The organism is Paenibacillus mesophilus, assembly GCF_005938385.1.
GTDB lineage: Bacteria > Bacillota > Bacilli > Paenibacillales > NBRC-103111 > Paenibacillus_AB > Paenibacillus_AB mesophilus.
In genome coordinates this window covers 41,070-53,777 of the sequence record NZ_VCRA01000025.1, presented here as the reverse complement: position 1 = coordinate 53,777, position 12,708 = coordinate 41,070, and the positions used below count along the sequence as shown (strand labels likewise).

11 protein-coding genes are annotated in these 12,708 nt (G+C 51.4%); 6 read left to right on the top strand and 5 right to left on the bottom strand.

Features of this window, described 5'->3' with window-relative positions; translation table 11 throughout:
* Nucleotides 1-54: 54 nt before the first annotated feature.
* Nucleotides 55-1,308 (top strand): DUF1501 domain-containing protein, encoded by a 1,254-nt coding sequence (locus tag FE783_RS29335; protein ID WP_138882951.1) that lies wholly within the window; start codon nucleotides 55-57, stop codon nucleotides 1,306-1,308.
* 70 nt (nucleotides 1,309-1,378) lie between these two features.
* Here the strand turns inward: FE783_RS29335 and FE783_RS29330 are convergent, their stop codons facing one another.
* Entirely contained in the window at nucleotides 1,379-1,690 is a 312-nt protein-coding gene (locus FE783_RS29330) for a hypothetical protein (protein WP_138882950.1), read from the bottom strand.
* A gap of 224 nt (nucleotides 1,691-1,914) precedes the next feature.
* On the opposite strand from FE783_RS29330, the gene FE783_RS37740 reads away from it, so the two are divergent.
* Together FE783_RS37740 and FE783_RS29325 are read left to right on the top strand one after the other, a co-directional pair.
* The gene (locus FE783_RS37740) at nucleotides 1,915-2,058 is read left to right on the top strand and encodes a hypothetical protein (RefSeq protein WP_158302097.1); all 144 of its coding nucleotides are present in this window, start codon (nucleotides 1,915-1,917) and stop codon (nucleotides 2,056-2,058) included.
* Between the two features lie 152 nt (nucleotides 2,059-2,210).
* The gene (locus tag FE783_RS29325; RefSeq protein WP_238403300.1) at nucleotides 2,211-2,657 is read left to right on the top strand and encodes a DUF2269 family protein; all 447 of its coding nucleotides are present in this window, start codon (nucleotides 2,211-2,213) and stop codon (nucleotides 2,655-2,657) included.
* Between the two features lie 54 nt (nucleotides 2,658-2,711).
* Here the strand turns inward: FE783_RS29325 and FE783_RS29320 are convergent, their stop codons facing one another.
* From FE783_RS29320 to ssuE, 4 genes are all read right to left on the bottom strand, one after another.
* Nucleotides 2,712-4,106: a sensor histidine kinase gene (locus tag FE783_RS29320; protein WP_138882949.1), complete on the bottom strand. Its 1,395-nt coding sequence runs from the start codon at nucleotides 4,104-4,106 to the stop codon at nucleotides 2,712-2,714.
* Complete coding sequence (locus FE783_RS29315) at nucleotides 4,103-4,786, bottom strand: response regulator transcription factor (RefSeq protein WP_138882948.1); 684 nt, start codon at nucleotides 4,784-4,786, stop codon at nucleotides 4,103-4,105. The genes FE783_RS29320 and FE783_RS29315 overlap by 4 nt, the downstream gene beginning before the upstream one ends.
* A 116-nt stretch (nucleotides 4,787-4,902) precedes the next feature.
* Complete coding sequence (locus FE783_RS29310; RefSeq protein WP_138882947.1) at nucleotides 4,903-5,772, bottom strand: hypothetical protein; 870 nt, start codon at nucleotides 5,770-5,772, stop codon at nucleotides 4,903-4,905.
* Nucleotides 5,773-5,888: 116 nt separating this feature from the next.
* Nucleotides 5,889-6,434 (bottom strand): NADPH-dependent FMN reductase, encoded by a 546-nt coding sequence (gene ssuE / locus FE783_RS29305; protein WP_138882946.1) that lies wholly within the window; start codon nucleotides 6,432-6,434, stop codon nucleotides 5,889-5,891.
* A gap of 870 nt (nucleotides 6,435-7,304) precedes the next feature.
* Between ssuE and FE783_RS29300 the strand changes: the two genes are divergently transcribed.
* Genes FE783_RS29300 through FE783_RS29290 form a run of 3 tightly spaced genes read left to right on the top strand, consistent with a single transcriptional unit; the run spans nucleotide 7,305 to nucleotide 12,623 of the window.
* Complete coding sequence (locus FE783_RS29300) at nucleotides 7,305-8,669, top strand: ABC transporter substrate-binding protein (protein WP_138882945.1); 1,365 nt, start codon at nucleotides 7,305-7,307, stop codon at nucleotides 8,667-8,669.
* 37 nt (nucleotides 8,670-8,706) lie between these two features.
* Nucleotides 8,707-9,987 (top strand): ABC transporter substrate-binding protein, encoded by a 1,281-nt coding sequence (locus FE783_RS29295; protein ID WP_138882944.1) that lies wholly within the window; start codon nucleotides 8,707-8,709, stop codon nucleotides 9,985-9,987.
* 47 nt (nucleotides 9,988-10,034) lie between these two features.
* Complete coding sequence (locus tag FE783_RS29290) at nucleotides 10,035-12,623, top strand: stalk domain-containing protein (RefSeq protein WP_158302096.1); 2,589 nt, start codon at nucleotides 10,035-10,037, stop codon at nucleotides 12,621-12,623.
* Nucleotides 12,624-12,708 lie beyond the last annotated feature (85 nt).

Below are 12,708 nucleotides of genomic sequence, written 5' to 3'. Positions count from 1 at the left end.
GACAGGGACGGACGCTTCGCGGTATAAGGCGAGGCGCAAGGAGGAGACAGTCTCATGAAGATGAGCAGAAGGGAATTTATCGTCAAGGGAACGGCGCTGTTCGCGACATTGGGGCTTGGCGGGCCGTTTCTGTTCTCGAAAACCGGCCAGCCGCTGTATGCGGAATCGGCTGCCCCATCGGAAACGGCCTCTGCCGACCCGACCGTGCTGGTCGTCATACAGCTTTCGGGCGGCAACGACGGGATCAACACGCTTATCCCTTACGGATTGGGCGGCTATTACGATGCCCGGCCGACACTTGCGCTGAAGGAGAGCGAAGTGCTCGACATCGACGGGTTAGTCGGTCTGCACCCGAGTCTGCAAGGGCTGTACGGCATGTATCAGAAAGGGCGGCTCGCGATCGTGCAAGGCGTCGGCTATCCGAATCCGGACCGCTCGCATTTCCGTTCGATGGATATATGGCAGACGGCCGAGCCGGATAAATTGGGCCGTGACGGATGGCTGGGCCGCTACGTTGCCTCGTCGCTGTCCGACGTACGCAATCCGCTGAAAGCGCTGCAGATCGGCAACATCTCGAACAAGGCGTTCGATTCGGACGAAGTCAACGTACCCGTCATCCAAACGCTGGACACGTTCCGCCTTGTCGATCCGAAGACGCCGCCCGTCGAGCAGAATCGGATCGCGCAGGCGTTTCTCGATATGTACGATCCGAAGAGGCAGGGCGTGCAGCTGCAAGTAGCCTGCCGCCGCGGATTGGAAGCATATGAAAGCGTCGCGGCGATCCAATCGCTAGGAACGTCATACCGCAATAAGGTTGTGTATCCGAAGACCGGCATCGGCAAAGATTTGCAGCTCGTCTCGCAAATATTGAGCGGTCAGTCGGGAACCCGCGTCTTTTATACGCAGCTCGGCGGCTTCGACGATCATGCCCAGGAGAAGGAGCAGCACGCAAGGCTGCTGCAGGATCTGGATGTTGCCGTATCCGCCTTTTATGACGATTTGGAGGAGCAGGGGTTGGCGGACCGCGTTGTCACGCTTGCTTTCTCCGAGTTCGGGCGCAGGGTCAAGGAGAATGGAAGCGGGGGAACGGACCATGGTACGGCGGCGCCGGTGTTCGTCATGGGCAACAAGGTCAAGGGCGGGATGTATGGGGTATACCCGAGCTTGACGAATGTCGATCGGAACGGGGATTTAAAATACGAGGTCGATTTCCGCTCCGTATACCATACGCTCGTCGATCGATGGCTTCAAGGAGACGCGAAAAGCGCGCTTGCGAAAACGTACGAAAATATCGGATTTATCGGATAATAGCACAAAGACGCGCTGAACCTGTTGGTCGGCGCGTTTTCATGTAATATCCTAACCTTGTAGAATGTGGTTACTGCCAGTTCTCGTACTCTTCCAACCAATTGTGTGCAGTGATCGGCGGTTTGCGCAGATAGGCATTGGGAACATGTTTATTATATGCGGTAATGCGCTCGTTGACAGCAGACAGACCCGCGCCGAAGTCCGCGGGCAGCGCCCGCTCTTTCTCCGCCGACAGCTTCTCCAGCTTGGCGCGTATTTCGTATTGAAGCTTCAGCCATAACGGCAAATCGTCGGCAAGTTTGAATTCCACATAAAACGGATCGAATGCGGCTGTTTCCTCTGTATGCGGCGTTTGTTCGCGAATGTCAAGCGATGCTTCCATCCGGATCCCTCCTCACAGAATGTACCCATACGGGAACTTCTTGATCTAATTATACCGCTGTCGCACACAGCCGGGAGCTGCCGGTTATGTCAGATTCGAGACAACTTCATGACGGAATGATGACACCAAATATATGCCGCCGTCATCGTAAATATGATCGAAGCGGCGAATAGCCGCAAACAGAACGGTGCATGCTAACGGGTGGAACGGCAGGAGGTGAGAAGATGGCAAGTCCACAGGTGAAGCAGCAAGCGCAAAAAATCGTGGAAAGCTGCAACAAGCTGCAAAACATGGAAACGGACGAAGCGATCCGCAATGAATTGTCGAAAATCAAACAATACTGCGCGACCATCGAAAGTCAAATTTAGTCGGATGCCAGCAAAAGTCCTGGGATGAATCCCTAGGGCTTTTGTCGCATTTTGTTGTATGAAATTTACAAAAAAAACGTTTACATGATTGCGTTCGACACTCTATAATGACATTGGTAATGATATCCGATGGGACTAAGGGGTGTGGAAGCATGTATAACTTTTTACTTTTTATTCACATTGTCTCGGCCATTATGGGCCTGGGGGCAGCGTTCGGCTTTCCGATCGTAGCCAAGACAGCCAAGACGGCCAGTCAGGCGAAGCACACGCTCGAACTGCTGAAGCGGCTTGAAATTCTCCCTAAAGTGGGAAGCATCGCACTCCTTGTTACCGGTCTTATACTCGGGATCATTACGCCTTCCTTATTTAAGAGCGGATGGTATATCGCCTCGATCGTGCTGTATTTGGCCGCGCAGGTTATCGTCATCGGTATGCTGCCGAAGCAAATGAAGGCGCAGGCGGACATTCTCGCGAACCATACCGGAGAAGATTTGCCCGGGGCGTACATAGAAGCCGGCAAGAAAGCGGCTAAGCTCGAAGGCGTAACGCACGTTTTGGCTTTTCTGCTCATTGCTCTAATGTATTTTAAACCATTTTAACTAATACAACCGATAAATTAGGAACCGCCGGTAAAGAAAAATGAACCGGCGGTTTTAAGTTTTATAGGAGTTTGGGCTATCAGGCTGCTCGAATACGACCCGGAAGCTAACGCCATTCGGCTCGTTATCCGCACGAACGGTTGCATGGTGAAGGACGGCGATCCGCTTGACGATGGCAAGTCCGAGACCGAACTCGCCCTTCGAGCCGGAGCGGAACTGTCCGAACAGCTCCTCGATCAATTCCGCCTCGATCGGCGGGCCGTCGTTGGCGATCGTCAGCGTGCCCCCGGCGCCGTTTCGTACGGGATTCGTAGCAACCGTAATCTCCGACTTCGCGTAACGGATCTGATTGTCCAGCAAATTTTCCAGAGCAACCGTCCATTGATCCGGGTCTCCCTGAATGACCAGCGGCTCCAGCCGAAGCGTCCATGTCAGCTCCGGACGCTGCCAGCGCAGACGTTCGACAACCTCCTCGGCCAGACGGTCAAGTCGGAACGGCTCCTTTGATACCGGCTTGTAGGTGGACAAATAATCGAGCTTCGTCAAATAAAGCAGCGAACGTATCCGGCTGCCGAGCCGTTCCGCTTCCCGATCGATCACCTCCACGGACGATTGCAGGCTGCCCTTCGGATAGATGCCGTCCTGAATCGATTGGGCATAGCTGCGGATGACCATGACCGGCGTTTTCAGCTCGTGGGAAATGTGCTGCAGCAGCGTCTGCTGCGTCTCGTCTTGGCGGATCAGCTGCTGCCGCGCCTGCTCCATCGAATGGGCGAGGCGGCCGATTTCGTCCTTGCGGTCGAGCACGATCGGTTCCGTCCGGTTCCGGTCGGCGAGATGCTTGACGTCATGCTCCAGCTTGACAAGCGGACGGGATAAATATTTGGCCAGCCACAACGCCGGAATCCAGCTGAACATGAGAATAAGGCCCATAATAAGCGATAGCCGAAGCGTCAGCTCGTTCACCAGCTTGTTGCGATGCTCGTCCCACATGTACGACAGCACGTACAGTTTCCTGCCCCGCAACGATTCGATGCTGATGACATAATACATTTTCTCGCTGCTTAACCGGTATTCGTACCGCTGCACCTGCTGCTTCTGCTCGAGGGCTTCGGCGGCAAGCAGCTGCTTGAATTCGTTCGGCAGCGTCACCGGATTCGGCAGCAGTCTTCCGTCCGGCGTTATGAACAGATGCCGGACCGTACGGATGTTCTGCTTCTCCTGATCGCGTTCGACGGCGGCCGGATCTTCCAGCAGCCGATCGGAAAGCCGGTCCTGCAGCCGGTTCGAGAGCAGCGAGTTTTGCGCTTCCTCAATCGTCCGATATATTTCCCGGGTAAAATAGCTGCCGAGGAATAGCGGGATGACGAGAAGCAGCAGAAGGGCGATTCCGGTCGTAATGGCGGTAATGACGAGCCAGATTTGGACGAACAACGGTTTATTTTTCACGATTGCACCAGCCTGTATCCGTAACCGTACAGCGTTTCCAGCCGCAGATCGGCCAGCTTCCTGCGAATGCGGCGGACCAGGTCGTCGACGACGCGGTCGGTGCCGAAATAATCTTCGCCCCATATATGGTTCAACAGCTGCTCGCGTGCGAACGCTTTTCCTTGATGCTTGGCCATGAACAGCACGAAATCGAATTCTTTTGAAGTGAGCTCAATTACATCGTCTTCACGGTAGACGAGGCGCTTCGCGATGTCGATCCGATACGGCGGGATGGCGATCGACGCCGCTGCCGGTTGCGGCTCGGTCTGTGGGGCGCCGTAGATGCGCTCCAGCAATTTGCGGGTGCGGATGACGAGCTCTCTCGGCAGAAACGGCTTCGCCAAGTAGTCGTCGCTACCCATCTCCAGACCGATAACCCGGTCGAGGTCGGCATCCCTGGCGGATATGAAAATGACCGGCATGCCGGGAGAATCCGCCTTAATCTCGCGTATGAGCTGAAACCCGTCCAGGTCGGGCAGCATAATATCCAGTATCCACAGGTGGGGCCTTTCCGGAATCGCCTCACGGGCTTCCTCTCCCCGCAGGAAGCTGCGGACATGCCAGCCTTCCTTGTGCAAATAGGTGGACAGCACCTGGTTCAAATTGCTCTCATCCTCCACTAGATTCACGCGAAACGACACGGCTCCGAGCCCTCCTCCCAACGTTCATGCCTTTATTATAGCATGCCGGGAGCGGCCCGTTGTTGCAAGAAAAACCCGACCGGTTCGTGATCCGGTCGGGCTTCGCTCTCGTATGCTTATTTGCTATCCGCTGGAGTCCCGGGCTTCTTCAGCATCGGACCCCGTTTCTCAATTTTTTGTTTCGGCTCCTTCGGCTGCACGGTTTGACCGGTTGCGCTCGGCTTCAGCTTGGCGATTCTCGCGGCGGCTTGCTCGTTTCCTTTCTTCACGTCCTCCAGAATCGGAGCGAGAGCGGCGCGAATGGCGTCGGCATTGTCCGCTTTAACCGCCTCAGTCAACGCTTGCCGATGCTTCATGGCGTCATGCATGGCCGCAGCGGCTTCTTTCGGGAGGGCTTTTTGGAGTCCGCCCTTCATGGCGGCGCCGAAAGGAAGTCGACCCGATTGCATTTGCTCGCGGATTTGCTCCTTCGAAATTTCGCCGCTTTCCACTTTCTTCTTCAGCTCTTCCTGTTTGTCTTTCCATTGCTTCTTCAGCTCTTCCTGCTTGTCCTTCCATTGCTTCTGATGCTGTTCTCTCTCTGCCTTGAGCGCGTCTTGGACGCCTTGATCCCGCATCAGCGACTGGAGCTGTTCGTGTAGGGATTGCTGCTCCGTCAGTGCGGCTTTCCAATCCGCGAGCGTATCGGGCGAATACTTCTCGGCCAGCAGCTCCAAATATTTGTGCTGATTCACTTGTTGATCGGCCATTCTGTGCTTGATCATCGGTGCTTGGAAGGCTCCGTGCGCGCGGTCGCGGATATCTCCCATATGCTTGATGATCAGTTGCTTCTTTTTGATTTCTTGCTGCTGCTGCGGTTTGGAGGCCGAACCGGAATTCGTATCCGGGGTCGTCTGTCCGGCGGCGTAAGCGGCGGCCGGAACGATCAGGGCGAGCGCCAGTGCGGCGGGCAGCAATGATTTCTTCAACATTTGCAATCGTTTCATGCAATCGTCCTCCGATCCGTGTCAGAACATTCAGGGTTCCCTGCATCCTTACTGTAACGGAGAAATGAGGGAGAAACATGAAAACATTATGGGAAATTGTGAGAAGGAATCAGCCTTTATTGCCGCTGCGCTCTCCAGTGCAGTTCGTCATGGAATTGAGCCAGCGAATCGTCCAAGCGGGTCGTCAGCTCGTCCGCCAAGACGAATTGGCCGTCTTCCGAGCGGGCAACCCAAGGATCGATCGCGTATACGCCGGACAAGATGTTCGTGCAGCTCATAGCGGCAAGAACGGGCTTCAAGGCATAGTCGATGGCGAGCAAATGGGCGATCGAGCCGCCGATGAACAGCGGAAGCGCGACTTTGCCCTGCAGCCCTTTTTGCGGCAGCAGGTCCAGAAACGTTTTCAGCACGCCGGTATAGGACGCCTTGTATACCGGGCTCGCGACGATAAGCCCGTCCGATTTCTCGACGGTTTGAACAGCTTGTTGGATCGCGGTGCTGGCGAAGTTCGCCTTGATCAGATCTTCCGCGGGCAGATCGGCGACATAGATCGTCTCGACCGTATGTCCCGCCTGCGCCAATTTGTTCTCCGCGTAGCCGGTCAATCCGTGCAGCCGCGAGTTTCTCGACGGACTGCCGGATACAATAGTTAAGGTTGCCATTGTCGAGCATACCTCCTCGATAAATAATCAATCCTGTACATCCATGCCGAATCCTGTAAAAGCGAATCGGAACCTCTTCGACAATCCTGACGCTCGGGCCGACAGCGGTTCGACAGCGCCGATTCGACGGAAAAAAGCGACGGCAGATTCGATTGGCCGAGGCGTGTCGACGGCGCGATCGGACAGCGTAAACGGACAAAGCAAAAAGAAGAAAACGACATAAGCCGATAAGTACGGCGCCTTTCGACCATTCTTGCTACGGTTCGGGCATCTCCGCTACTCTCCATCATATAGGCAATACCGCCAAAAATCACGTGATAATTTACCGAAAAAACTACGACAGCACTATCCGGGAAACGCCAAGATCAGCTTCGGCAACCCTGTAAATTCAGTGTGGTGTCAGCACATATGGATCATCGTTGAAGTTAATAACAGTCACTACTGTACCGTCGTAGAACAAGAGACTCAGTCCAGCCCCAACTCGTACTTGCCGACCGTCTCGCGCTGCTTGTCCACCTAGTCGTGCGGCGTCAACGTTCGGGCGATCCGGTAATACATATCGAAGCCGTGCCCTCATGTCGCCGCTCACGAGCCCATAACCTGAAAGATCGAATTCGTAGTCGCCTTGTAGCTTACCCTTCTTGACCCTGCTATGGCTCCATCATTGGATTACTTTGGGTTATAAATTTAACGCAATGAAGTTGTCCATTGTATCCCGATTTCGTTGGTATATATGGATATTTGGCGGATTATTTCTTTTCTTCTTTATTGGCCTGCCATTTATTTGAAGATTGAATTGACAGTTAATCTTTTGCATTCTATAATTTTTATGAACCTAAGTATACCAAAATAACAAGGGAGTGCTGTTTATTGATCATCGCCAATTTGCAAGGAAGAAGGCGCCTGGAGCAAGTTTTCGGCGGCAGGGGAAAACGTTTATGGTTCACGGCGGCGGTCGGGGGGATGGTGTTGACCACAGCCGCGTGCGGCGGCAACACGGCCGGTCCGCAGCAGAGCACTATGGAGCAAAAAGTGAAGAAAGACCCTTTTACGATGCTGGTCTATGCGGAAGGAGTTACTCCGGATGAATTCCAAAATCGGTTCGGGCAGGTGCTGCAAGCAAAGTTTCCGCACATAACGTTCGACTACCAGACGAATCGAAAAGGCTACGGGTTGAGCGAAATGCTGGCCGAAGGGAAAATCCCGGATCTGATCCGAGTGGACATCCCGACGCTAAAATCGAATTACCTCGACCTAGGGTTGGCCTACGATTTGAACGAATTGGTCACCAAGTATCGTTATGATATAAAGCGCTTTCAAAACAGTTTTATTCAGGAAATCAAGGATGCGGGGCAGTCGGGCGCCTTGTACGGTGTTCCTGTGCCCCCGTACTTTCCCGTCGTCCTCTACTACAACAAAAGCATTTTTGACCGATTCGGCGTGGCATACCCGAAGGACGGCATGACTTGGGATGAGGTATACGAAATCGCCAAAAAGGTAAACCGTGCGGAAGGCGATAAAATGTATCGCGGTTTCAGCGCCAACGCGGTGGCGGTCACGCGCGACAATCCGCTGTCGCTGCCGATTCTCGATCCGGAGAAAGACCAATTGCACGATGCGGATAAATGGAAGCAACTGTTCGATAATTTCACGCGCTTCTTCCAGTTGCCGGGCAATACGATCGAGAGTACTCAGGGCGTTGAAAAAAACGTCTTTTTTTCCAAGGCCACGGTGGCGATGGACATAAACCAACACAGCATTTACCTGAAGTATCCCGACAATGTCGATTGGGATATAGCAGCCGTTCCCGTTGCAGCCAACGGCCCGAAACTGATGGGCCAACGGGGTCCGGCCTACTGGTCGATTACGAAACAGAGCAAGCATAAGGAGGAAGCGTTCGAAGCGATCATGACGATGTTGTCCGACGAAATACAGACGCAGGATTCCCGCAACGGCATTCCGACAACGTTGGTGAACGAGAATATCCGGCGAGTGCTCGGTCAGGATCATCCCATCTACAAGACGAAACATATGCAGGCGGTCAATTACTATCCTCCCGCTCCCCCTTCGCCGAAGCGCAAGCCCGGTCTGGCTGACGTGAGCGGCGGCACGCAGCAAAATTTGATGAACGAAGCTTTTCATAATGCTGCTCTCGGCAAAACGGATGCAAACACGGCGCTGCGGGAACTCGACGAGAAGCTCAGGCAAGAGATCAAAAAAGAACAAAGCAAGTGACGCATCGGTCATTCTTTCATGAGCAGGAGGAGAGGGCATGAATAAATGGTTCGTTTGTTTGGTTATAAGTACTTTGCTCGTTGCAAGCGGTTGCAATTCGTCGGATAACGTGAACAGCAAGAAAGAAACCGGTAACCGTGCAGAGCCTGTTACGTTGAAGCTGTACAACTTCGGAGCTTTGAACCCGGACATGATCGAACGTTTATTCGTCCTACCTATCAAACAGAAGTACCCCCATATTACGCTTCAAGTTATCGAGCGGAATTCGCTTGCGATCGCCAATTTGACAATCGGCGGAAACGAGGTGGATATTGTGACCGGTTGGGGCAGCTTGCTGGATGAATTCGGCAATTACAAGCTGTTGGCCGACTTGACTCCGTATATGGAGAAGTACGGCATCGATTTGAGCCGGTTCGAGAAGTCCAATCTGGAAGGCGTCCGTCTTCAATCCGATACGATCGCCAAAGGCAGTCTGATGGCTCTGCCATTCGGGTACAACTATTATGCGACATTTTACAATAAGAACATATTCGACAAATTCGGCGTCTCCTATCCTCCCGACGGCATGACATGGGATGAAGCGGTCGAGCTGGGCAAAAAACTGACCCGGATGGAAAACGGGGTGCAATATAAAGGTCTCGATCCGGAAGGGATAGCTCATGTCGGAAGCTCGTTGTCCTTGCCGTATGTCGATCCGGCAACACTTAGGGGGGCCGTCAATACGGACGGTTGGCGAAAAGTGTTCGAGCTCGTCAAGCGCATCCACGACATTCCGGGAAACGAGTTCCAGATTACGAGCCATGCCAATACGGTCAATCGGTTTGTAAAGGACAAAAATGTTGCGATGCTTGCCGCTCCCGAAGTGCTCAATAGTTTGGCCGGCGTGGATTTCGAATGGGACATCGCCGAATATCCCAGCTTTCCCGAAAGGCCGCATACTTCTGGCATGGTTCAGACGTTCGTGCTCCAGATCGCCGCGAACAGCAAGCATCCACAAGAGGCTATGGAGGTGATCAAGCTGGCGGTGTCGGACGAGGTGCAGACGGCGCTAAGCCGTTCCGGATTTATGATGAGCCCGCTGAGGAGCGGGGAAGTCAACAAGCATTTCGGCGCGGACCATGCGCTGCTGAAAAACAGTCATATCGACGCGATTTTGAAAACGAAGCCCGCACCTTACGTGGCCCAAACAAAGTTTACGAAAGCGAGAGGATTTCTCGAGGCCAAGTACAAAGATTATGTAGCCGGCAAAATCGATGTCAACACCGCTCTGAGAGAGGCGCAGGAACAAATCGACGCCTATATAGCCGCAGAAAAATGAACGTCAATCGATCATTCCGGGCCGAAGCGAAAGGGATGGAAATGAATATGAAAAGACAAGGATGGAAGTGGGTAATCGCGATTATGGTTTTGACATCGATTATGGGTACATTGACACCCGCAAAGGTAGAGGGATCGATATCCCCGCATAAGAAAATATATGAACCCGAATACTTGGGGGAACCTCTTACGCAAACGCTTCTGCTCCATACTGCACTTGGTATGGAAGACGGACACAACATGCTCTATACGACAATGAGCGGAAAGCCCAATGGTCAGTTCATCGTCTATAATCTAGATACCCATACGGTAATGAATACATTTGAATTACCGGGAGTTAAAAATTCATGGAGTCATAAAATCGATAGCAAGGGAAATGTTTATATGCTCCCTCATGGCTATGTAAGAGTGTATCAGTACTCGCCGGTAACAAAACAGATTAAACAAAGTGAGCTGGTAGCAGGAGAAACGGCTACATATGGCTTGAATATGGATGAAAACGATAATGTATATTTCGGCACATTCCCCAGCGCCAAAGTTATAAAATACAATCCCGTTACAAATGAACTCACTGATTTCGGAACTATTTTTCCCGGACAAAAGTATGTCATGTCCATGGTATATCATGAGGGATTCCTTTATGCAGGCGGGCAAGATCAGAACAGTATGTTTGTTAAAATAAATGTTGCTACAGGCGAGAAGACTCCGATTCCGAACCCTAATACTCCGGATCTTCCGGCAGGGTTTAAGCCCATTTCCTACTACATGATGAGTATCGTAGACAATCTCATTTTTGCACAGATAAAAGCAGAGAACGGCGTGTATTACATGTGCATCTATGATATTAACCAGCAAAAGTGGGTGAAAGCATTTGCCAGGTCCTTCGGCCACTATGTATCTCCCAAGCTGGATGGGAAAGTTTACTTGCTGGGCGGTCTTCCGAGCGACGGAGGCAAGACAAATGCGCTGTATTCCATCGATATGACGACATTGAAAACAGAGGATACGGGCATAAGGTATTTTGGAAACTATACCGGAGGCGGATGGGTAGAGCTTAAAAATAGACCCGATTTGCCGGGTAAATCTCTTGTAACCGTACAAAATGGCATGGTGCTGGCCTTTAATCTGGCGACTAAAAAAGCGGAGTTCCTTAAGGAATCGAATTTCCCGGCTATAGGTATCCATATCCAGGACCTCGAAGCGGGACCCGATAACAAACTTATTATGGGCGGATATATGCTTGACAATGGTGTCATCTATGACACTGAAACCGGCGCCAGTCAAGAGTTCGCAACTACACAGACGGAGGCTATCAAAAGAATAGGGAATAAAGTTTATCTTGGTTGCTATACACAAGCAACGCTGTATGAATTAGATTTGGCAAAACCGATAGGGCCAACGAATCCCAAAAAATTGGCTTACTTCGGGACGGAGCTGCAGGATCGAATTTTTGATATCGTTGAAGCGGATGGCAAGATTGTAATGGGGACTTATCCAAGGGCCGGTTTTCAAGGTGGAGGTATTGCCATATATGATCTTGCAACAGGCGCCAGCCAGTTTTACAAAAATATAATTCCCGATCAAAGTGTTGAAGGATTGGCCTATAAGGACGGCAAAGTATATGGGTCCACCAGCATATTTGGAGGCTCATTTCCAACTCAGAAGGAAGCCAAAGTATTTATTTTCGATATGGCTACAAGGCAAGTTGTTAAAGAGGCAGCTCCAAAAATAAAAGGAGTGGAAACCCCGCTCACGCTTATAGGAGATATCGAGTTCGGACCGGATGGGAATTTGTGGGGCATTTCTACAGGCGCAGTTTTTGCTTTGGACCCGGTAACACTCGACACAGTGAAAGCAATCATCGTCGACAAAATATCGGATAAAAGAACGCTGCCTACAATAGCGCATATGATTTTTGGTGAGGATGGCTTGCTATATACAAATACGAACGGCTTTTTCGCCATGATTAATCCGGTTACATTGGAATATAAGAAGACTCCCATAAAGATGACTTATCCTACGATTGCAACGGACGGGAATATGTATTATACCGGATTTTCTTCCGATACTCACAAGCTTTATAGAATGACGGTTTCGGAGCTTACGGAAACGGAGTACAGTGCAATCTCGGGGAAATTAAATGATTCGGTCGTACTGTTTACCGGTCAAAACGGCATTTCAGCGAATGGAAAAGCTAAGCTAATAGACCCTGCAAATAAGCATGCCATTGCGATAGCTATGAATAGCGAAACATTAGTGCCGTCCAGTTTCTTTACTCAAGCTATGAATGCAAGGGTGGAGTGGACTCCGGAGACGCAATCGGCAGTCATTCATGTGGATGGCAAAGTCATTCGAATAAAGGTGGGGGAAAGCCAATATTCGGTTGACGGGAAAATGAAAGAAACCGAAGTGCCGGCACAAATGATGGAACAAGGACTTGTTCTCCCGCTGAAATCTTTGGTGAAATCGCTGGGTAAGTTTTATTTCAAAGATAACGATGGACTTGTTGTAATAAGTGATGATGTGAACTTGCTAAACAAAGGACTCGACAAAGAACTTATTGATGATATTAAAACTTATATCACGAAGGACGTTCCAAGATTGCTTGCCGGATTCAAAAAGGAGGATATTCGATAAACGATGTCCCGTTCTTAAAAAGGTAATGGAAGTTTAGCTAATCGTGAATAGGCTTGCATCGCGAAATTGCGCGTTGCAAGCCTTA